This is a genomic window from Collinsella sp. AF23-2 (assembly GCF_003459245.1).
Lineage (GTDB): Bacteria > Actinomycetota > Coriobacteriia > Coriobacteriales > Coriobacteriaceae > Collinsella.
Genome location: NZ_QRVG01000004.1, coordinates 18,175 through 37,573, shown reverse-complemented (window position 1 = coordinate 37,573; position 19,399 = coordinate 18,175). Strand labels below are relative to the sequence as shown.

The 19,399-nt window shown below is 60.8% G+C and carries 18 protein-coding genes; 2 read left to right on the top strand and 16 right to left on the bottom strand.

Features of this window, described 5'->3' with window-relative positions:
* Positions 1–2: 2 nt before the first annotated feature.
* The 16 genes from dusB to pyrR all read right to left on the bottom strand — a co-directional run bounded on the left by dusB (position 3) and on the right by pyrR (position 15,601).
* On the bottom strand, positions 3–1,046 hold the full coding sequence (gene dusB, locus DWY03_RS03020; RefSeq protein ID WP_117837147.1) for a tRNA dihydrouridine synthase DusB: 1,044 nt from the start codon (positions 1,044–1,046) through the stop codon (positions 3–5).
* Positions 1,047–1,050: 4 nt separating this feature from the next.
* The gene (lepA, locus tag DWY03_RS03015) at positions 1,051–2,862 is read right to left on the bottom strand and encodes a translation elongation factor 4 (protein WP_117735177.1); all 1,812 of its coding nucleotides are present in this window, start codon (positions 2,860–2,862) and stop codon (positions 1,051–1,053) included.
* Positions 2,863–2,958: 96 nt separating this feature from the next.
* Entirely contained in the window at positions 2,959–3,225 is a 267-nt protein-coding gene (gene rpsT / locus DWY03_RS03010; RefSeq protein ID WP_022094714.1) for a 30S ribosomal protein S20, read from the bottom strand.
* A 133-nt stretch (positions 3,226–3,358) separates the two neighbouring features.
* Complete coding sequence (gene holA, locus DWY03_RS03005) at positions 3,359–4,321, bottom strand: DNA polymerase III subunit delta (RefSeq protein WP_117837148.1); 963 nt, start codon at positions 4,319–4,321, stop codon at positions 3,359–3,361.
* Positions 4,322–4,400: 79 nt separating this feature from the next.
* On the bottom strand, positions 4,401–6,704 hold the full coding sequence (locus DWY03_RS03000; RefSeq protein ID WP_117839850.1) for a DNA internalization-related competence protein ComEC/Rec2: 2,304 nt from the start codon (positions 6,702–6,704) through the stop codon (positions 4,401–4,403).
* Entirely contained in the window at positions 6,701–7,414 is a 714-nt protein-coding gene (locus tag DWY03_RS02995) for a ComEA family DNA-binding protein (protein WP_117800130.1), read from the bottom strand. The genes DWY03_RS03000 and DWY03_RS02995 overlap by 4 nt, the downstream gene beginning before the upstream one ends.
* 213 nt (positions 7,415–7,627) lie before the next feature.
* Positions 7,628–8,872, bottom strand: coding sequence for a tRNA uracil 4-sulfurtransferase ThiI (gene thiI, locus DWY03_RS02990; RefSeq protein WP_117839849.1), 1,245 nt, complete (start codon positions 8,870–8,872; stop codon positions 7,628–7,630).
* Positions 8,873–9,154 (bottom strand): DNA-directed RNA polymerase subunit omega, encoded by a 282-nt coding sequence (locus DWY03_RS02985; protein ID WP_035138532.1) that lies wholly within the window; start codon positions 9,152–9,154, stop codon positions 8,873–8,875. It lies immediately after the preceding gene.
* A 5-nt stretch (positions 9,155–9,159) separates the two neighbouring features.
* Entirely contained in the window at positions 9,160–9,729 is a 570-nt protein-coding gene (gene gmk / locus DWY03_RS02980) for a guanylate kinase (protein ID WP_099431806.1), read from the bottom strand.
* Positions 9,730–10,038 carry an integration host factor, actinobacterial type gene (gene mihF / locus DWY03_RS02975; protein WP_006236130.1) on the bottom strand — a complete coding sequence of 103 codons (309 nt, stop codon included), beginning with the start codon at positions 10,036–10,038 and terminating at the stop codon, positions 9,730–9,732. It lies immediately after the preceding gene.
* 239 nt (positions 10,039–10,277) lie between these two features.
* On the bottom strand, positions 10,278–10,994 hold the full coding sequence (gene pyrF / locus DWY03_RS02970) for an orotidine-5'-phosphate decarboxylase (protein WP_117839848.1): 717 nt from the start codon (positions 10,992–10,994) through the stop codon (positions 10,278–10,280).
* A complete protein-coding gene (locus tag DWY03_RS02965; protein WP_192934394.1) occupies positions 10,988–11,896 on the bottom strand; it encodes a dihydroorotate dehydrogenase in 909 nt (302 codons plus the stop codon). Before DWY03_RS02965 ends, pyrF begins: the two co-directional genes overlap by 7 nt.
* Before the next feature lie 14 nt (positions 11,897–11,910).
* Positions 11,911–12,678, bottom strand: coding sequence for a dihydroorotate dehydrogenase electron transfer subunit (locus tag DWY03_RS02960; protein WP_117839846.1), 768 nt, complete (start codon positions 12,676–12,678; stop codon positions 11,911–11,913).
* Positions 12,679–12,794: 116 nt separating this feature from the next.
* Positions 12,795–14,084 carry a dihydroorotase gene (locus tag DWY03_RS02955; protein ID WP_117839845.1) on the bottom strand — a complete coding sequence of 430 codons (1,290 nt, stop codon included), beginning with the start codon at positions 14,082–14,084 and terminating at the stop codon, positions 12,795–12,797.
* On the bottom strand, positions 14,068–15,048 hold the full coding sequence (locus DWY03_RS02950; protein WP_222847414.1) for an aspartate carbamoyltransferase catalytic subunit: 981 nt from the start codon (positions 15,046–15,048) through the stop codon (positions 14,068–14,070). Before DWY03_RS02950 ends, DWY03_RS02955 begins: the two co-directional genes overlap by 17 nt.
* Positions 15,017–15,601, bottom strand: a complete 585-nt coding sequence (pyrR, locus tag DWY03_RS02945; protein WP_117654814.1) for a bifunctional pyr operon transcriptional regulator/uracil phosphoribosyltransferase PyrR — start codon at positions 15,599–15,601, stop codon at positions 15,017–15,019. The genes DWY03_RS02950 and pyrR overlap by 32 nt, the downstream gene beginning before the upstream one ends.
* Positions 15,602–16,052: 451 nt before the next feature.
* Between pyrR and rpmB the strand changes: the two genes are divergently transcribed.
* Positions 16,053–16,241: a 50S ribosomal protein L28 gene (gene rpmB / locus DWY03_RS02940; RefSeq protein WP_022094725.1), complete on the top strand. Its 189-nt coding sequence runs from the start codon at positions 16,053–16,055 to the stop codon at positions 16,239–16,241.
* Between the two features lie 514 nt (positions 16,242–16,755).
* Positions 16,756–19,399 (top strand): bifunctional acetaldehyde-CoA/alcohol dehydrogenase (adhE, locus tag DWY03_RS02935; RefSeq protein WP_117839913.1); only part of this gene is annotated, 2,644 nt, incomplete at its 3' end.

Here is a 19,399-nt window from a genome sequence, read left to right as displayed (position 1 = left end):
CCTTAAGCCTCCAGCGGATGAGGGGGCACCGATTCGCCGGCGGCAAGGGCAGCCTCGCAGGCCACCACATCGCGCTCGATATCATCGACCAGTGCCATAAACTCCTCGTACGTGGAGCAGCGCACCACCTGAGCGCGCCAGGCGGCGGCATGGGGCATGCCCTTTAGATACCAGCTCGCGTACGTACGGGCGCGCGACATAAGCGGCAGAAGCTCGTGCGTCAACGTCAGGTGCTCACGCAGAGCCTCCAGGCGCTCGACCGAGGAGCGAGAAGGAACCGGCGTGCCATCGAGCGCAAGGGCGCGAGCATCACCGAACACCCACGGATTGCCGTAGATGCCGCGCGCGATAAACACCGCGCTGGCACCCGAGTTTCGCAGATGCACCGCGGCATCCTCGGCGGTGAACACATCACCCGAACCGATCACGGGAATCTCAACGGCATCTGCGACCTCATCGACGACCGACCAATCAGCCTGGCCCGTGTAGAGCTGCGTGGCGCAACGACCATGCACGGCGACTGCGGCAGCCCCTGCGCCCTCAAGCATCTGGGCAAACGTCGCGGCATTACGGTCCTCGGCATAAAAGCCCTTGCGGATCTTGACGGTCACGGGCACATGCGCCGCGCCCACCGTGGCCTCGACGATCTTCTCCGCCAGGTCGGGCGTGCGCATGAGCGCCGAACCCTCGCCCTTGGTGACAACCTTGCGAGCCGGGCAGGCCATGTTGATATCGATCAGCGACAGGCGATCGCCAACGCGCTCCTCGACGGCGGCGACGGCGCTCGCAAACTGATCGGGCTTGGAGCCAAAGAGCTGCACGCAAATCTGCTGCTCCTCGTCGGCCGGCAGCACCAGGCGCCACGTTTTGTTGCTGGCATAGGCAAGGCCTGCCACGCTCACCATCTCGCTGTAGGCAAGGTTGGCACCACGGCGGCGACACATGATGCGATAGGCGGGGTCGGTAACGCCCGCCATGGGAGCCATAAGGAACGGCTGCTCGGCATAGGCGCCCAGCAGCCGCTTGCTGTAATCAGAAAGCGCCATGGACCTACTCGTCCACCTTGAGGATCGCCATAAAGGCCTCCTGCGGGACCTCGACCGATCCGATGGCCTTCATACGCTTCTTGCCCTCTTTCTGCTTCTCGAGCAGCTTGCGCTTACGCGAGATATCGCCGCCGTAGCACTTAGCAAGAACGTCCTTGCGACGCGCCTTGACGGTGGAACGGGCGATGATCTTGTTGCCGATAGCACCCTGGATGGGAACCTCGAACAGCTGACGCGGGATGATTTCCTTGAGCTTGTCGCACAGGCCACGGGCCAGGCCATATGCCTTGTCCTTATGGACTATAAACGAAAGCGCGTCCACCTCGTCGCCCGAAAGCAAAATATCGAGCTTGACGAGCTCGGAGGGACGATATTCGTTGAACTCGTAGTCGAGCGACGCATAGCCCTTGGTGCGGCTCTTGAGCTGGTCAAAGAAGTCCAGGATGAGCTCGGCAAGCGGCATATCGAAGCGCATCTCGACCGATTTGCTCGTCAGGTGGATCATGTCGGTTGTGACGCCGCGGTGCTCGATGGCGAGCTGCATGACGGCACCCGTGTACTCAGGCGGGCAGATGATCTTTGCCTTGAGGTAGGGTTCCTCGATACGCTCGATGCGCGTGGCCTCGGGAAGGTCCTGCGGGCTGCGGACATCGATCATCTCGCCGTCAGTCTTGTAGACGTGATAGTCCACCGAGGGGCTCGTGGCGATAAGGTCCAAGTTGAACTCGCGCTCCAGGCGTTCCTTAACGACTTCCATGTGCAGCAGGCCCAGGAAGCCCACGCGGAAGCCAAAGCCGAGCGCCACCGAGGTCTCGGGCTCCCACACCAACGACGGGTCGTTGACGTGCAGCTTATCGAGCGCGTCACGCAGGTTCTCGTAGTCCTTGTTATCGATCGGGAACAGGCCCGTGTAGACCATGGGCTTGGCCTCGCGATAGCCCGGAAGCGGCTCGGGACAGGGATTCGACGCCCACGTGAGGGTGTCGCCCACGCGCACGGCCTCGGGGTCCTTCAGGCCCGTGACCACATAGCCCACCTCACCGACCGTCAGCGCGTCGACTGGCGTCTCGGCGGGACGCTTGACACCCACGCCGTCGACCAAAAAGTCGCCCTCGGCCTGCATCATGCGCAGGGTATCGCCCTTTTTGATGGAGCCGTCAAAGACGCGCACCGTGGCGACGACGCCGCGATACTCGTCGAAGTACGAATCCAGGATGAGCGCCTTGAGCGGCGCGTTCGCATCGCCCTTGGGAGGCGAGATCAAAAAGACAATGGACTCCAGCAGATCGTGGATGCCCTCGCCGGTCTTGCCCGACACGCACACGGCATCGTCGGCGGGAATGGCCAGATCGTCTTCGATCTCGGTCTTAACCTCGTCGGGATGCGCCGAAGGAAGGTCGATCTTGTTGATGGCCGGAACAATGTCCAAGTTGGCGTTCATGGCGAGCGTCGCATTGGAAACGGTCTGCGCCTCGACGCCCTGCGTGGCGTCCACGACGAGCACCGCGCCCTCGCAAGCTGCCAGCGAACGCGAGACCTCATAGGTAAAGTCCACGTGGCCCGGCGTATCGATCAGGTTGAACTGATACGTCTCGCCATCATCGGCGTCATAGGACACGCGAACGGCATTGGACTTGATCGTGATGCCGCGCTCGCGCTCGATATCCATAGTGTCGAGCAGCTGCGACTCCATGTCGCGCTCGTCAACGGTATGGGTGAGCTCGAGAATACGGTCACTGATCGTGGACTTGCCATGGTCGATGTGCGCAACAATCGAGAAGTTACGGATGTGGGAAATGTCAATTGAAGTATTCATGCGGACTATCTTACCCGAGCGATACAAAAAATGGAGCCTGTTCCATAAAACAGGCTCCATTTATGCGCGTAATCTGTGTGGTGTGAAATTTACAACTTAGGCGTTGATGCTGTTCACGAGCTTGGCAAGACCGGACTTGCGGTTGGAAGCCTGGTTCTTGTGGATGACATGCTTAGCGGCAGCCATGTCGAGACGCTTGGTGACGGTCTTGAGGGCAGCCTGGGCCTTCTCGGCGTCGCCCTCGGCGACGGCGGACTGGACGTGCTTGGTCAGCGTCTTGAGCTCGGACTTGACAGCCTTGTTACGCATGCGAGCTGCCTCATTGGTGCGGATACGCTTCTTCTGAGACTTGATGTTTGCCACTTCTGGAGTTCCTTTCGAGTTCCTTGCAAAAAATGTATGACACCTCTGAGACACGGTGAGGTCATGCAAGCGCCTACTATAGCACGCTCCCCCTCAAAGGGATAGAACGAATTTGTCAAATAGGCAGGTATCATCACGATTTTCTCAAGATGTTCGTAATCCAGAGCAAAAGCGCAGTCTGAGAATCGGCCGAACCCTTGAGCGCGAGCTCCACATCAACGGCACCCTCGAGCGCTGCGACGAGCTCTGCCATCGAAAAGCGACGTGCCCAGGTAAGGTGATTCTTGACCTGCCAGGCCTGAAGCTTGAGCGTCGCGGCGAGCTCACGCCCCTGCCCACGAGAGTCAAGCGCCTTGGCGACGATCAGCTCACGGATGCGGCCGCACAGCAATGTGTAGGTCCACACGTAACTCTTGGCGGGCAGTAGATTGAAGAGCTCGAGCGAGCGTCGCATGTCACGGGCCGAGACCGCATTGAGAAAGTCCCAGGGTTGAACCTCGGCCGTGCGGACGATCCAGCGTTCCACATCGGCAAGCTCAATCTGGGGGGCCTCGACCATCTGGGCAAGCTTGGCCAAGTCGTTATCGAGCATGCGGGTGTTCTCGCCCGAGCGCGAGACGAGCTCCTCGGCGGCCGCCGTCGAGATGGACTTGCCGTGTTGCGTCGCCATCTGCTGCACGCGGCGTGGGAGCTCCCAGCGCTTGGTGCCGGAGCAATCGATCACCGCCTTCTTGTCGATCTTGGCGATCGCTTTATACAGGCGCGTGTTCTTGGCAAGCGAGTCGGCGATGATGAGACAGACCGTTGTGGGGCTGGGACTTGCCAGATACTCAACGAGCGGCTCCGAGACCGCCTTGGCGAGCTTTGAACAGCCGTCAAGGATTACCAGGCGAAACTCGCTGCCCATCGGAAAGGTGTTAAGCGATCCGATAATGGACTCGATATCGGGGTCCTTGGTCATGTCGCGCTCGTCGAGGTTGAACTCGACCATACCCGACTTTTCCAGACGCGCTTTCATACGCGAGACGGCGTGATCGCGCTTGACGCCGTCGGTACCGACGATCAGATATGCCGGCAGCAGACCGGTTTCGGACATTGCGCTCCCCTCCCGCAGGCCTTCGTATTCGCTCCGTGCCATTCTAGCCCAGGGGCCCACCACACGCCAACGACGATCGTCACGATCGCTGGCATCGCATCGCAAAGCCATTCGCAGTCGGCGTGACGGTAATGTCGCCGTGTTGGATAGTGCACGCGAACACGCCGCCCGCTTCCTTAACGGCATCGATGCAGGCATCGGACGGATGGCCGTATCGATTCCCCTCACCGGCGCTTGCGAGGGAAAGCTCGGGCTTCAGGACGTCCAGTAACTCACCGTCGACTGAAACCTTAGAGCCGTGATGCCCAAGTTTAAGGACATCGATATCCCCCACCTCCTGCACGAATTCCCGTTCTTGGTCGAGCTCGGCATCACCGGTGAGGAGCAGACGCAGGCCCTTGCCTTTCTGAACATAAGAGAGCAGCAGGACAAGCGAATCCTCATTTCCCTCGCCATCCACGGACTCGAATGGCCACATCACGCGGGCGCAAAATGAGCCGATATCGACCGTATCCCCACGGCGCACCTGCCGATACTCCACGCCAGGTCGGTTCAATACCTCGGCAGGAGCATCCTCCAGCGCATCCGCCGCAACGGCAATCGTTCCAACCGAAAACTGTTCGAGCACATCGGGAAGACCACCCCAGTGATCCTCATCCCAATGCGTCACAAAGACGGCATCGATATGGTGCACGTTATTGCGAACCAAAGCCGCCACCACGCGCTCGTCGAGCCCGCAGTCGACGAGCGCTACTGCGCCGCCCTGGCGGATAAGAATCGCATCGGCCTGGCCCACATCGAGCACCGTCACCGAAGGCGGAGCAAATCGATCCCAATAGACGTACGGAATCGCAGCCAAGAGCACCAGGCATGCAAGCCCCACCGCCATAGGACGTACACGGGGACGCGGCCACCAGACCAGCAGAACCGCCAGCAAACACGGCACTAGGTAAATCCACATGCTATCGGGCGGCACGCCCACGGATGCACCCGGCATGGCGGCAAACAGCTGCTCGAAGAACAGCGCGCAACGGGCGGCAATCATGGGCACAACGAGAGCCCAAGTCCGCAACGGTCCCACGAGCGAAAAGGGAGCCAGCACGATCGACACAGCGAGCAATACGCTCACAACCGGACCGATGACCGCATTTGCCAACGGAGCAATGAGCGAGAATGTACCGAAGGCAGGAATGGTAATGGGAAGTGTCGCCAGTTGCGAGCACAGCGTGACGGAAAGCATGCTGGCAACGCCCGATGGCACACCCAGCTCACTCAAAGCGTAGGTCGCATAGGGGCAAAAGCACAGAATGGCAAAGACGCTGGCACATGAAAGCTGAAAGCCCATCTCGAACAGCACCGTCGGCCGCAGTAGCACAAAGATGGACATGGTTACGAAGAGTGCCGAAAGGCCGTGCCGGCGACGCCCCGCGCCGTTTACGACAAGCGTCGCGAACACCATACAGCACGCACGCACGGCCGAGGGAGACGCGCCAGTAAAGGCAGCGTAACCCACAAGCGTTATCGCCAATATCGCCCGCTGAAGGCAACGTGGGCACCGAATCTTTTGCAATACACCCTCGATTACAAACCCCACGATGGCCAAATGGCTGCCCGAGACGGCGATAAGATGCGCCGTTCCCGTCACCGAAAACCAGTCGCCCGCCGGCTGGACGCGCAGCTCGGCCGAACGACCGCAGACGACACCGGCTATGAGCGCACGCGCCGGGTCGGTCGCAGGCGCGATGGACGCAAGCAGCCCATTTCGCAGCCGAAGCAGCGGCCCCGGAGAACCCTCATCGACCGACACAATCCGAACGGCTTTAACCTTGCGCACCTCGCCTCGGAGCACGCGCGATCGTCCATATGCATCGTTCTCAAAACGTGAAACGCGACCGATAACACGCACGTGCGCCCCGACCTTGAGCTCACGATCACACGATAGGCGAACCGTTGCCAAGTTCTTACCGTCCGCGCGTGCCTCGCAGGTATAGGAATACACGTCGTCGTTTATGGATGGGTCACCCTGCACGACAAACTCGAGGCTGCTTGCCGCTCGACCATCGAGCGCCTTCGAGGCACTGAGCACGTCCACGGCCCACCACGCCGAGACGACCGCTCCCGCCACGAGACCGACGGAAGCGGCATACAGCCACCGCTTCCAAGGGGCAAGCCGCGCACAAGATTGAGCCAGCACAACGAATACCGCTGCCGCAACGGGAATGGCCCATAGCGGCCCGACCGCCGGCGCCCGCTCCCTCAGCAGCGCATCAGCGGCTATGTTGAGCACCAAGACGCAGCTCATGCACATGACGGCACACAGGGCCATCGTCCACGGAATCAGGGGCCGCGGAGGCATCACGTGCTCGCGCTCGGTCGCACTCATACGCAGATGCAATCTTTGATTTTGGCAAGCTTCTTCTCGCCGATTCCCGACACACGCATCAGATCGTCAACCGAGGCGAAAGCACCGTTCTTTGTCCGCTCATCGATAATCGACTGGGCCATGGAGGGGCCGATGCCCGAGAGCGTCTGCAGCTCTTCTGCGCTTGCCGTATTGATGTTTACTAGACCTGTTGCGCCACTAACGCCCGACGATGCGGAAGCCCCAACATCAACACCGGCTTCCGCAATGGACGCCTGCTGCTCCCCTACCGTTGGAACGTGAATCTTCTGTCCATCGACGACCTTAGATGCCCGATTGAGCCCCGTGACGTCTGCCTCGGGCGCCAGCCCGCCGGCGGCATCAATCGCCTGAGCCACCCGCGCGCCGTCCTTGAGACGATATACGCCGGGCGACACAACGGCGCCATCGACATCGACATAGACCTCTGCCGCGGCAGAAGCCTTAGTCGAAGAGCCTTCGGATGTCTTTCCGCTCGAGGCATCGCCGGATCCCGGCTCCACTAACGAGCCCGAACCATCAGTACGCTCAAACGACACGCCGCCGGCACTGCCGCCAAGGTTCGCCATTGCCAGTCCACTCGCCATCGCAATGACGACCAGTATCGCCATCACCACTGCCTTATGACCGAGCAGTTTGCCCGCCCAGCGGTCCATCTTTTTGACTCGTTCATGTTGTTCGCGCTGCGCCATAGCAAAACCTCCCAACACCATCGTGTCAGGAAAGGAGCTCCGCAACAGCCACGCCCCAAAACCGGTTTTCGCGGTCAAACCAAAAGCTGACCAAAACCTTGCGCAATAATGTCCATTTATTCAGGCAAACGTCGACAAATGAACCGTTTATCGCCTAATGCCCAGATAGCAAAAGACCGACGATGCAGGCGCATCGTCGGTCTATGCACAAATTTATTCGTGATCTTGGTAAATCTCACGCGGAGCAAGCTCCGAATGTTTGCGTTTTAAGGTCTTAGGGGCCTTGTACGTGTTGCTCTCGAAGTCGATGTACTCGGTCTGCTTAAGCAGGCGCTCGATCATCTCCTCATGATCGAACAACTCCCAGGCCTCATGCACGGCATCGAGTTTAGCGTGCGTCTCGGGTCGGCGCGGCATAAACAGCGTGCAGCAGTCGGGAGCGGCCTCAGTCGAGATATCGAACGTACCGATCTCCTCAGCACGCGCGATGATCTCCTGCTTGTCCGAACCGATGAGAGGACGGAACACGGGGATCTTCACGGCCTCGTTGACGGCCATGATGTTCTCAAGCGTTTGGGAGGCAACCTGCCCAAGCGATTCGCCCGTAACGATGGCCTTGGCGCCCTCGATGCGCGCAATGCGCTCGGCAACCGAATACATAATGCGACGATACATGATCACACGCAGGTTGCTGGGGCAGGTGACCGAAATCTCACGCTGGCAGTCGCCAAACGGCACCACGTACAGGCGGCCGATCTGGACACCCGGCTCAAGCGCACGGATGATGTCCTGCACCAAATACTCGCTCGTATCAGGCGTCTGCGGACGACCGGAGAAATGCACCGGCACGCACACCGCGCCGCGACGCGCGAGCATCCAGGTCGCCACCGGAGAATCGATACCCGACGACAGCAGCGTCACGACCTTGCCGGCAGAACCCACCGGCAGACCGCCCACGCCGCGCTCGGAGCGCGCGTACACATAAACGCTACCCTGGACCACCAGTACGTGCACCATCACATCGGGGTCGTGCATTTGAACCTTTTTATCGGGGAAGGCCTCACACAGCACCTCGCCAACCTGTCGATTGATATCGATCGAGGTGAGCTCATAGTCAGTATTGGAGCGCTTGGCGTGCACCTTAAACGAATCGAAGGAACCAAACTCGCGCAGCGCCTTCACAGCGGCGGCGCAGTACTCCTGCGGGTCGCGGTTGGTGTGATACGCCAGGGACACACGGGCAACGCCGGGGACGGTGCGAATGACACGCGCCGCCTCGTCGGCCTGATGCTCGTTAAAGGTCACGAGGATATAACCGGAAATTCGAGACACGGCGTTCACGGAAAAGGCGGCCAAGGCCGCCTTGATGTTATCCATGAGGATATGCTCAAAATGTGCGCGGTTCTTGCCCTTCAGTCCAACCTCGTGATAGTGGACCAGGCAGACGCGAGCTGCCATTTAGGCTTCAGCAACCTTGTGGCCGAGCGCCTTCTCGTAACGGGCCTCGTCGTAAGAGATGTCGCCGTCGACAATCTCGTCCATAGCCATCGAGATGGTATCGGCACCGGAAAGCCCGATGGTGATGTCATCGACATCCTGGACGGCAAGCACGCGGTTGTGCTGGCCACGCAGCATGCTATTGATGTCGCAGGCGCGCTTGGAGGCAAGCGAAGCGAGCAGGAAGCGGTTGTGATCGGTCTTCTCCAGAAGATCGTCAATGCAAGGCTTTACAACGGACACGGACCTCAGATCCTTTCATGCATATCGAGAACGCGAACGAGCTCATCGGTCGCGCGGTCGAGATCGTCATTCACCACGACGTCGTCGTAGCGGTCGGCAAGGGCAAGCTCATCGGCGGCGTTTGCCATACGCAGCTCAATCGTCTCGGGCGTCTCGGTACCGCGACCGACTAGACGCTCGCGGAGCACCTCAAGCGAAGGCGGCTTGATAAAGATCAGCACGGCCTCGGGGAAACGCTCCTTCACCTGCAGGGCGCCCTGGACATCGATCTCCAAAATCAGAGACGAGCCCGAGGCGAGCTTGGATGTGACCTCGCTCACCAACGTGCCGTAGCAGTTACCGTGGACCTCGGCCCACTCAACAAACTCACCGTTTGCCACGCGGCGGTCGAACTCCTCGCGCGTCAGAAAAAAGTAGTTGACGCCGTCGACCTCACCTTTGCGTGGTGCTCGCGTGGTAGCCGAAACCGTCAGACCCAGGTTCGAGCGGCGCTCGCGCACACGAGTGACGAGCGTACCCTTGCCTGCGCCTGACGGTCCAGAAATCACAAAGAGCTTGGAATCCTGAGCGCTCACTTATTTGGTCAGCTGCTCGAGGAGCTGCTCGCGCTGACGGACACCGAGGCCCTGGACGCGACGAGTAGCGGAGATACCGAGCTCCTCCATGATCTTGGCGGCCTTGGCCTTGCCATAACCGGGGAGAGACTCGATGAGGGTGGAAACCTTCATGCGGGAAGCGATGGGGTCATCGGAGTTGAGCACGGACTCGAGGGACTTCTCGCCCTTCTTGATCTGCTCGCGAAGCTCAGCGCGGGCGTGACGTGCGGCAGCAGCCTTCTCAAGAGCCTGCTTGCGCTGCTCGTCGGTAAGCTGAGGGAGTGCCATTCGTACCTCCAAATAGTTGGGTTATATCTGATTCAATAATTGGCATTTTAGCACGTAGAACGTACAAAATGCCTAATCGCGGCTCCATAGGTTAGACGATACCCGCAAAAAGTGCAATATACTGCGCCCAAAGTTAAGCCACTGACCTGCGATTCCACACAAAGGATGGGAAAGTTTACGCAGGCACAGGGGCTATTTTGTGCTAATGAGACCCAAAAGTGGTGACTTAGGGGAATCTTTTACGCGACGTTTTCGACCAGCTCGGTGACGATGGCGTCAAAGGCGGCAACCGGATCGTCGGCGCCGGTGATGGGACGACCCACCACAATGTGGCTTGCGCCACGCTCGATAGCCTGGGAAGGCGTCGCCACGCGGGACTGGTCGCCTAAGGCGGCACCCACCGGGCGCACACCCGGAGTCACGATGAGGGCATCGGGACCCAGCAGCTCACGCATGTCGTGAGCCTCCATCGGCGAGCACACGATGCCATCGATGCCGTTGGCCTGAGCGAGCTTTGCCAGGCGGGCGGCCTCCTCGGCCACGGGCGACTCGACGCCGATCTCGCTCAAGGCATCCTGATTCATGCTCGTGAGCACGGTGATGGCGACGAGCTTGGCGCGGTCCTCGCGCGCCTCCTCGGCACCCTCGCGGCAGGCAGCGAGCATGGCGCCCGAACCCAAGCCGTGAACCGAGAGCAGGTCGGCACCAGCAAGCGAGGCCGAACGGGCGGCACCGCGAACCTGATGCGGAATATCATGGAACTTAAGGTCGAGGAAGACCTTAAAGCCCAGCTCCTTGAACGTCTTGACGATCTCGGGACCCTCGGCGTAATAGAGCGTCATGCCAACCTTGAGCCAGGCGGCATGGCCCGAAAGCTCGTGGGCAAGCTCGAGCGCACGCTCACGGTCGCAGTCGAGGGCGACGATTACGCGGTCGCGGGCATCGGTCTCTAGCATTCGAACGCACCTACCAGTTCGTTGATGTCCTTTACGCCCTGGGACTCTGCCCAGGCCTCGAGCTCGTGCGCGATCTTAATCGAGGCGCACGGATCAACAAAGTTGGCCATGCCGACCGACACGCAGGTGGCGCCGGCCAGAATAAACTCGGCCGCATCCTCGCCGGTCATGACGCCGCCGACACCGTTGATGGGGATATCGACGGCCTGGGCAACCTCCCAGACCATGCGCACGGCGATGTGGTGGCACAGCGGGCCCGAAAGGCCGCCCTTGGGCTTGGCCACACGGGACTTGCGGGTATGAACGTCGATGGCCATGCCCTGGATGGAGTTAATGACCGAAAGGCCGTCGGCGCCTGCAGCCTCGAGGGCTTTGGCGATCTCGGCGACGTTGACCGGCGCCATCTTCACGAACAGCGGCTTATCGGTCACCTTACGGCAGGCAGCCATAACGGCAGAGGCGCCCTCGGGCGAGGAGCCCATGGCGGCACCGCCGGCGGCGATATTGGGGCAGCTCACGTTGATCTCATAGCCGGCAGCCCAGGGGCACAGCTCGACATACATCTCGAGCGCGCGGACAAACTCGTCAACGGAATGGCCGGCGACCTGACAGATGACCTGGCAGCCGTCCTTGGACAGCTGTTCGAGCCACGGACCGGACTCACGGGCAAAGGCGGCCACGCCGGGGTTCTGAAGGCCCACGGAGTTGATCATGCCGCCGGGAATCTCGGCCATGCGGGGCGCGGGGTTGCCGGGCCAGGGCTCGGCAGCGCAGCCCTTGGTGGTGATGGCACCCAGCTGGGAGACATCAAAGAAGTTCTGGAACTGCCAACCGTAGCCGAAGGTGCCGGCTGCGGTGTTGATGGGGTTCTGCATCTTGACGCCGCCGAAATCGACGGCCATGTTCACGGTACCCACTAGAAGACCACCACCTTGGAAGCATCGAACACGGGGCCGCACATGCAGGCACCCTTCATACCGTCGACCGTCTCGACATTGCAGGTGTTGCAGGCACCAAAGCCACAGCTCATCATGCGCTCGAGGGACACCTCGCAGTACGCACCGGCCTCGGCGGCAGCGGCGGCGACTTTCTTCATCATGACAGCGGGGCCGCAGCTGGCCACATAGTCGTAGCCGCCCTCGCCGAGCAGCTCGGCTGCCGGGTCGGTGCAAAAACCGTGCGTGCCCAGCGTGCCATCGTCGGTGCACACGTTAACCGTGGCGCCCAGCGCGCGGAACTCATCGACACCCACGGCCTTGGAAGCGGTGCCAAAGCCCAGGCACACGTCCACATCAACACCCTGCTCGGCAAGCACGCCGGCAAGACACAGCACAGGCGGAACGCCGATGCCGCCCGCAACGAGCAGCGCCTTCCTGGTGCCCTCGGGCACAAGCCAGCCGCGGCCGCCAGGGCCCAGCAGATTAGAGGTGGAACCGGGGGCCATCTGCGACAGACGACGGGTGTCGTCGCCCACGACGGCGTACCACAGCTCGACGGTGCCGGTCTGGGCGTCGGCGCGATAGAAGCTCAGGGGCACGCGAAGCAGCGAGGACGCATCGCCGGGCACGGCAATGTTCACAAACTGGCCGGGCTTGAGCGCACTTGCAAGCTTGGGGGCCGAGATAACGAGCGAGAAGATGCCGTCGGCGATCTCCTGGTTCGAGACGACCTCGAAGTCGTGCATGCGTGCAGTGGAAGGTGTGGGCATAGACGCTCCAATCCCCCATGCGGTTGCATGGTTCAGGCGAACAGAAAGCGCGGCACCGCAAGGGCACCGCGCACAAAAGCGATAAGGCTATGCTAGCAGATGCAGCCGTCGGCGAGCGTCTGCTTGCCGCCGACAAACACATCGGTGGCACGACCGGTGAGCGTGCGGCCGGCAAAACCGGAGTTCTCGGCACGCGACTCGTAACCGTCCTCGCCGACCGTCCAGGTAGCAGCGGGATCGAACACGGTCAGGTCGGCAACGGAGCCCGCCTTGACCTGAACCTGGTCAAGGCCCAGGATCTCACGAGGCTTGATGGCCATGAGCTCGACCATGCGGCCCATGCTCATCTTGCCCGTGTTGACCAGCTCGGTGAGCACGAGCGACAGCGAGGTCTCGAGGCCGATCATGCCGAAGGGCGCAAGCTCGAACTCGCGCGCCTTCTCCCACGGAGTGTGGGGAGCGTGATCGGTGACGATAGCGTCGACGGTGCCGTCGATGACGCCCTGGCGGATGGCCTCGGCGTCCGCCTCGGTACGCAGCGGCGGGTTGACCTTGAGCGAGGTGTTGTAGGTCTCGTCCAGGTCGTTCTCGGTCAGGAACATGTGATGCGGCGTGGCCTCGCAGGTAACCTGAACGCCAGCGGCCTTGCCGGCACGCACGAGCTCCAGGCCATGGGCGGTGGAGATGTGCTGGATGTGCAGCTTGGCGCCGGTCAGCTTGGCAATCTCGATGTCGCGGGCGATCTGGAGCTCCTCGCCGACAGCCGGCCAGCCCTCGAGAGCCAGACGGGTCGAGACCTTGCCCTCATTGATCTGGCCGTGACCGACCAGGTCCTCGTCCTGGCAGTGGCTCATAAAGACCTTGCCGAACATCTTGCCGTAGTCCATGCAGCGACGGAGCATGCCCGCGCCCTGCACGCCGCGACCGTCGTCGGTGAAGGCGACGGCGCCGTGGGCGACCATATCGCCCATCTCGGACATGGCCTCACCCTTAAGACCGCGGGTCATGGCGCCCGACGGATAGACGCGGCAGTGACCGACCTCGGCAGCACGGGACTTGACGAACTCCACGACGGTGCCGTTATCGGTGACCGGATCGGTGTTGGGCATGGAGCACACGCCGGTAAAGCCGCCCTTGGCAGCTGCGCGGGTGCCGCTCTCGATGTCCTCTTTGACCTCGTAGCCGGGCTCGCGAAGGTGAACGTGCATATCCACCAGGCCGGGAACGAGGTACTTGCCGGAAAGGTCGCGGACCTCGGCTCCCTCGACGGCGAGATTCTCGCCGACCTCGGCGATCTTGTCGCCGTCAATCAGGACGTCAACGACACCGTCAAGCTCGACGGACGGGTCGACGACGTGGGCATTCTTAAGAAGCAAGGCCATTATCGGCACCTCCAAGCAGCAGATACAGGATAGCCATACGCACGCAGATACCGGCGTAGACCTGCTCCAGGATGACGGAGCGTTGCGGGTGGTCGGCCATATAGGAGTCGAACTCGACGCCGCGGTTGATGGGGCCCGGGTGGCAGATGATCGCATCGGGCTTCATGAGCTTCTCGCGGTCCTTGGTCAGGCCGAAGAGCTTGTGATACTCGCGAATCGTGGGGAACGGAGCGCCCTCAAGGCGCTCCTGCTGCACGCGCAGCATGTAGACGACGTCCAGCTCGGGCAGGACGGAATCGAGGTCGCTCGTCACGTGGTCGCAACCCAGAACCTCGGGCGCCGGCGGCAGCAGCGTGCCGGGGGCGACAGCGTAGGTCTCGCAGCCCATGATCTTAAGGGCGGGGATCAGCGAGCCGCAGACACGGGAGTGCGCGATATCGCCGACGACAGCGACCTTCAGACCGTGGAAGTCACCCTTGTGCTCCCAGATGGTGTACAGGTCGAGCAGGGCCTGCGTAGGATGGTTGTGCTTGCCGTCGCCGGCGCAGATAACGCTCGCGGGCGAGTTCTGCGTGACGATGTAGGGAGCACCGGCGTGCTTATCGCGAACGACGATGCAATCAATCTTGTAAGCGTTGAGGGTCTCGACGGTGTCGACGAGGCTCTCGCCCTTGACCGTGGAAGTCGAGGAGCCGCCAAAGTTGAGGCTGTCGGCCGAAAGGCGCTTCTCGGCGAGCTCGAAGGAGCTGCGGGTGCGCGTCGAGGGCTCGTTGAACATGTTGACGATGGTCTTGCCCTTGAGCGTGGGGACCTTCTTGATCGCACGCTCGTTGACCTCGGAGAACGCCTTGGCGGTCTCGAGGATGAGCTTGATGTCCTCTTCGGAGTACTCGGTAATGTCGATCAGGTGCTTATGGTTGAACGCCACGGTACTACTCACCTCCCAGCGGCGCGGAGCCCACATGGGAACCCGGCGCGACGTCGTTAATCTCGACAGCGGTGCGGCCGTCTACTTCCTTCATATATAGGTGCACGTTCTCCTCATGCGACGAGGGAACGTTCTTGCCGACAAAGTCCGGCGAGATGGGGAGCTCACGGTGACCGCGGTCAACGAGAACTGCCAGCTCGATGCGGCTCGGACGGCCCAGGTCCATGACGGCATCCAGAGCGGCGCGGATAGTACGGCCCGTATACAGGATGTCGTCCACCAGCACAACGCGCTTGCCGTCGACGCTGAAGGGAATGTTGGTAGCGTGGATCGCGGGAGCGAAATTGGTCGCATAGTCATCGCGGTAGAAGCTGATGTCGAGGCTGCCGAGCGGAACGTCGACGCCCTCGATCTCCTTGATCTCCTCGGCGAGCTTCTTTGCCAGAAGGTCGCCGCGCGTGACGATACCGACCAGAGCGAGGTCTTCACAGCCCTCGTTGCGCTCGAGGATCTCGTGCGCGATGCGGGTCATCGCTCGGTTGACGGCGGTCTCGTCCATGATGACCGCCTTGGGGGAAGTCGTGCCCATCGATCTCCTTCCTCACATGTCTTGACTGCTGACACAGTCAAAAAAATAGATGCCCGACCGCTTAAAGCGGACCAGACACCCACAGGAAGTGCTGCTCTTTGGCAGCAATGTAATTCCATGTGGGTATCTCGTACCCCTTTAATGGTCAAGGGATAGTGTAGCCAACCTCGAGCTTAATTGCGAGCATAAATACAGAGCAATCCGTAAACGGGCGCAGGCGCTCCATAAACCTATATATATTTGTGGGACGAGCTTGAAAACGCACGCACGAGCTGGCATAATCCCCTCTGCTGCACGCAAATCGGATCTACGTCCAGGGCCGTAGCGTGAGCACTATCGCCAAAAGAGGAATATCTCTGTGTAGATTACGCACAGGGAGCTGCTTCTGTGCTATAGTTCAGGCTTGTTTGTTAACGCGACATGTTCGTTTGTCGCCCAAGGAGGGTCAGTTATGTCCAAAGTTTGCGAAGTTTGCGGTAAGCACCCCGTTGCCGGTCGCTCCATCAGCCACTCTCACCGCGTCACCAACCGTAAGTTCCGCCCCAACATCCAGCGCGTCTACGTCGTCGTCGATGGTCACCGTCGCAAGATGAACGTTTGCTCCACCTGCCTCAAGTCTGGCAAGGTTGCGCGCTCCTAAATAAGGTCTTACCAACAAGTACCTCGGACTCTCCGGGTCAAAGACCTCGCGTTCACATAGAACTTACCAAAGGCGCCCTCCCCTAAGGAGGGCGCCTTTTGCACTCATTGGGGACAGACTTACATGAGTGTTTGCAGATGTCAAAGGAATCATAGCCTAGCTGATATGCCTTAAAGCTTGACCAACGGTACGTCTCGAGTGAGTCGATTGCACTTTTCACAGGATTGAGATGGATATAATCGAGAAGCTGCACCGCCTGCGTGTCCGACTCAACAGCGACCCGCGAATAGCGATTATCAAACAGATGCCCCGTTCTCCCCGTTTTCCCATTGAAATACTTATATTAGTCTGTCCCTAATGAGCGGGGCGATGCACTGGCAGATAGTTTTAGTTAAAACGCTTCAGTTTATTGAAGCGTTTTAGTATGCCTTTTACGGGAATCTTGCCGTTCGCCGAATAATTTCTTGCTATCATGCAAGTCGTAGGGTAAATCTCCGATCGCAAGGAGACACAAATGGTGAAAAAGTCACCGGAAAACACTACTCCCGCAATTGTGGACAACGTAGAGGCGCTTGAGGCTAAGCTCGCTCAGATGCGAGAGGCCCAGGCGCTTTTTGCTACGTACACGCAGGAGCAGGTCGACAAGATCTTCTATGAGGCCGCCATGGCCGCCAACAAGGCTCGTATCCCGTTGGCGAAGATGGCCATCGAGGAGACCGGCCGCGGCGTTCTTGAGGACAAGGTCATCAAGAACCACTACGCCGCAGAGTACATCTACAACGCTTACAAGAACACCAAGACCTGTGGCGTTCTGGAGCGCGACGAGGCTTACGGCATCACCAAGATCGCCGAGCCCATCGGCATCGTGGGCGCCGTCATCCCGACGACCAACCCCACCTCCACCGCGATCTTCAAGACTCTGATCAGCCTGAAGACCCGCAACGGCATCATCATCTCCCCGCACCCGGCAGCCGCCAAGTGCACCATCGCCGCCGCCAAGCTCGTGCTTGACGCCGCCGTCAAGGCCGGCGCCCCCGAGGGCATCATCGGCTGGGTCGATGTCCCCTCCATCGAGCTGACCAACATGGTCATGCGCGACGTCGACATCATCCTCGCCACCGGTGGCCCGGGCATGGTCAAGGCCGCCTACTCCTCGGGCAAGCCCGCCCTGGGCGTTGGCGCCGGTAACACCCCGGTCGTCATCGACGACACCGCCGACGTGCTGCTCGCCGTCAACTCCATCATCCACTCCAAGACCTTCGACAACGGCATGATCTGCGCTTCCGAGCAGTCCGTGACCGTCATCGACACCATCTATGACCAGGTTAAGGCCGAGTTCCAGAAGCGCGGCTGCTACTTCGTCAAGCAGGGTGCCGAGATGGAGGCACTGCGTGCCGCCATGTTCAAGAATGGCGCCCTCGATCACCGCATCCCCGGCATGGCTGCTGCCAAGATCGCTGAGCTCGCCGGCATCGAGGTTCCCGCCAAGACCAAGATCCTGATCGCCGAGGTCACCTCCACCGACCCCGCCAAGGAGGAGTTCTCCCACGAGAAGCTCTCCCCGGTCCTGGCCATGTATCACGCCAAGGACTTCCAGGAGGCCGTCGACAAGGCCGAGCACCTGGTGCTCGCCGGTGGCCCGGGCCACACCGCCTCTCTGTACGTGCACCCCGCCCAGGCCGAGAAGATCAGCCTGTTCGAGCACGTCATGAAGGCCTGCCGTATCGTCATCAACACCCCGTCCTCGCACGGCGGCATCGGTGACCTGTACAACTTTGGCATGAAGCCGTCTCTGACCCTGGGCTGCGGCTCCTGGGGCGGCAACTCCGTCTCCGAGAACGTTGGGGTGAAGCACTTGATCAACGTTAAGACTGTGGCCGAGCGCCGTGAGAACATGCTGTGGTTCCGCGCTCCCGAGAAGGTCTACTTCAAGAAGGGTTCCACGCCCGTCGCCCTCGACGAGCTCGGTACCGTCATGGGCAAGAAGCGCGCCTTCATCGTCACCGACCAGTTCCTCTTCAAGAATGGCAACACCCGCGCCATCGAGGCCAAGCTCGACGAGATGGGCATCGCCCACGACTGCTTCTACGACGTCGAGCCCGATCCGTCGCTGCAGTGCGCACGTCGCGGCGCCAAGCAGATGGCTCTCTTTGAGCCGGACGTCATCATCGCCGTCGGCGGTGGCTCCGCTATGGACGCCGGCAAGATCATGTGGATGATGTACGAGCACCCCGAGTGCAAGTTTGAGGACATGGCCATGGACTTCATGGACATCCGCAAGCGTATCTTCACTTTCCCCGAGATGGGCAAGAAGGCCTACTTCGTCGCCGTCCCGACCTCTTCGGGTACCGGCTCCGAGTGCACGCCGTTCGCCATCATCACCGACAAGGAGACCGGCATCAAGTGGCCGCTCGCCGACTACGCGCTGCTCCCCAACATGGCTATCGTCGACGCCGACAACTGCATGACCGCCCCGCGCGGCCTGACCGCTGCCTCCGGCATCGACGTCATGACCCACGCCATCGAGTCCTACGTCTCCATCATGGCTTCCGACTACACCAAGGGCCTCTCCGAGCGCGCTGCTAAGCTCGTCTTCGAGAACCTGCCCTCCAGCTTCACGAACGGCGCCAAGGACCCGCATGCCCGCGAGGAGATGCACAACGCCTCTTGCATGGCCGGTATGGCCTTCGCCAACGCCTTCCTGGGCCTCAACCACTCCATGGCTCACAAGCTCGGCGCCTTCCATCACCTGCCCCACGGCCTCGCCAACGCCGTCATCCTGACCCGCGTTATGCGCTACAACGCCGCCGAGGCTCCCGTCAAGATGGGTACCTTCTCCCAGTATCCTTACCCCAACGCGCTGCACAACTACGCCGAGATGGCCAAGTACTGCGGCATCGAGGGCAAGGACGACAAGGAGGTCTTCGAGAACTTCATCACGAAGCTCGAGGAGCTCAAGGACTTCATCGGCGTCAAGAAGACCATCGCCGACTACGGTGTTGACGAGCAGTACTTCCTCGACACCCTCGACGAGATGACCGAGCAGGCATTCAACGACCAGTGCACCGGCGCAAACCCGCGCTACCCGCTCATGAGCGAGATCAAGGAGCTCTACCTGGACGCCTACTACGGCCGCGAGCCTCAGGACTACGCCGTCT

What these genes read in the sequence shown, in the direction of transcription:
- lepA (WP_117735177.1), bottom strand. Translation starts at nt 2,862, where the DNA reads ATGAATACTTCAATTGACATTTCCCACATCCGTAACTTCTCGATTGTT.
- pyrR (WP_117654814.1), bottom strand. Translation starts at nt 15,601, where the DNA reads ATGGGCACGACTTCCCCCAAGGCGGTCATCATGGACGAGACCGCCGTC.
- DWY03_RS02995 (WP_117800130.1), bottom strand. Translation starts at nt 7,414, where the DNA reads ATGGCGCAGCGCGAACAACATGAACGAGTCAAAAAGATGGACCGCTGG.
- pyrF (WP_117839848.1), bottom strand. Translation starts at nt 10,994, where the DNA reads ATGCTAGAGACCGATGCCCGCGACCGCGTAATCGTCGCCCTCGACTGC.
- DWY03_RS02955 (WP_117839845.1), bottom strand. Translation starts at nt 14,084, where the DNA reads ATGGCCTTGCTTCTTAAGAATGCCCACGTCGTCGACCCGTCCGTCGAG.
- thiI (WP_117839849.1), bottom strand. Translation starts at nt 8,872, where the DNA reads ATGGCAGCTCGCGTCTGCCTGGTCCACTATCACGAGGTTGGACTGAAG.
- DWY03_RS02960 (WP_117839846.1), bottom strand. Translation starts at nt 12,678, where the DNA reads ATGCACGACTTCGAGGTCGTCTCGAACCAGGAGATCGCCGACGGCATC.
- dusB (WP_117837147.1), bottom strand. Translation starts at nt 1,046, where the DNA reads ATGGCGCTTTCTGATTACAGCAAGCGGCTGCTGGGCGCCTATGCCGAG.
- DWY03_RS02965 (WP_192934394.1), bottom strand. Translation starts at nt 11,896, where the DNA reads ATGGCCGTCGATTTCGGCGGCGTCAAGATGCAGAACCCCATCAACACC.
- DWY03_RS03000 (WP_117839850.1), bottom strand. Translation starts at nt 6,704, where the DNA reads ATGAGTGCGACCGAGCGCGAGCACGTGATGCCTCCGCGGCCCCTGATT.
- rpmB (WP_022094725.1), top strand. Translation starts at nt 16,053, where the DNA reads ATGTCCAAAGTTTGCGAAGTTTGCGGTAAGCACCCCGTTGCCGGTCGC.
- mihF (WP_006236130.1), bottom strand. Translation starts at nt 10,038, where the DNA reads ATGGCACTCCCTCAGCTTACCGACGAGCAGCGCAAGCAGGCTCTTGAG.
- holA (WP_117837148.1), bottom strand. Translation starts at nt 4,321, where the DNA reads ATGTCCGAAACCGGTCTGCTGCCGGCATATCTGATCGTCGGTACCGAC.
- DWY03_RS02950 (WP_222847414.1), bottom strand. Translation starts at nt 15,048, where the DNA reads ATGTGGGCTCCGCGCCGCTGGGAGGTGAGTAGTACCGTGGCGTTCAAC.